At 67.0% G+C, this 1,429-nt stretch carries 1 protein-coding gene; it reads left to right on the top strand.

The features are described from left to right. Positions 1-158: 158 nt before the first annotated feature. The coding region (locus tag U9980_RS27660; RefSeq protein WP_322770619.1) for a hypothetical protein at positions 159-1,429 on the top strand (1,271 nt) is incomplete at its 3' end.

Genomic DNA, 1,429 nt, shown 5'->3' with positions numbered 1-1,429 from the left:
TGCCCACCATCTGGGAGAACGAATCACGACGAAGGCGTGAGCGACGCAGACCCATCATCGTCACGCGCAACCAACTGCCTGCCGCTTGGGTGATGGACCCGCTACCGTTGAGTGTGGCCGGTGCGGCTGTTCGGCGCGATACCGGGAAGGTGGGGCCGATGCCCAGGGCCAGGAGCAGTCTGCGGGCTGAGCAGGACGAGCTGCGTGCCCGGATGCGGGACCTGGGACTGGGTTACGACGAGATCGCCGCGGAGTTCTCCCGCCGCTTTCGGTTACGGCCCCGCGCGGCCTACCGGCACGCGTTTGGTTGGACGTTGAAGCAGGCCGCCGAGCAGATCAACACCTATACCGCCCGCAGCGGGATGGACCCCGCCGGCAGAGCCGGTATGACGCCATCCCACCTATGTGAATACGAACAGTGGCCGGCCGGTAGCGGTCGTAAACTGACCCCGCTGGTACTGGCGCTGCTCGCCCACGTCTACAACACCGAGATCCATCGACTGCTCGACTTCGATGACCATGAACACCTGACTCCTGCCGACCGGCTCCTGCTCGACAGAAGCCGCCACGGCATCCCCGTCCCTATCGTCGCCCAGCGCCCGCCATCGTCATCCGCTCCCGTGCAGTCGGATCGGCGCAGTCCGGCTTCGGGTTTCGGGGCCAGCCCGCGTCCCGGTGTTCTGGTCCCAGCCCAGGGTCTGCCGGCGGTCGTGGTGCCGGATCAGGCACCATCCATGACGCGGTCATTGACGCTGGAAGCTGCGGAGGCCTCGGATGGGGTCGGTCTGGCGGCTCATACTGTGGATGATGTCGCCGACCTCTGGGATGAGCTGATGCGACGACGAGACCTTCTCAGCGGCGTGGGAGCGGGCGCGGTCGCATCGTTCGCAGCGGGCCTGCCCACCGGTCCGATACCGACTACTCCGGAGACGATCGGGATCTTCTCGGAGCTGACGGCGAGCTACCGCCGTCTGGATGGTCTGCTCGGTCCCGCCGTGGTGTTCACGCCTGCGACCGACCATCAGCGGCGGCTGGCCCTCCTGCTGCGCCGTACCCACGGTCACTCCCCATGGCAGCAGGTCGCTCCGGTCGCTGTGGACGTGAACATCCTGGTCGCGTGGCTGTACTTCGACCTGGAGGAATACGATCAGGCCGCGGCGCTGTACCGGCACACGTTCGACGTCGCTCGCGACCTCGACGACGTCACCCTTCAGGCGTTCCTCCTCGGCCGCATGAGCCGCACATTGTCAGAATGCGGCCACCACACTCAGGCAGTTGTCTTTGCCGACGCCGCCCGGCGAACCGCTGGTACGACAGCCCTGCCCGCGGTCCGGTCGTGGCTAGCCGTCACCGGAGCCTATGTGCACGCCTGTCTGGGTAACGACCGGGCGTGCCGCACCGCGCTGGACGACGCCGTCGACCTGCACAG

Source organism: Protofrankia sp. Cr1 (assembly GCF_963555865.1).
Taxonomy (GTDB): Bacteria; Actinomycetota; Actinomycetes; order Frankiales; family Frankiaceae; genus Protofrankia.
The sequence above is the reverse complement of the archived record's forward strand: the minus strand, read 5'-3'. Positions and strand labels throughout refer to the sequence as shown.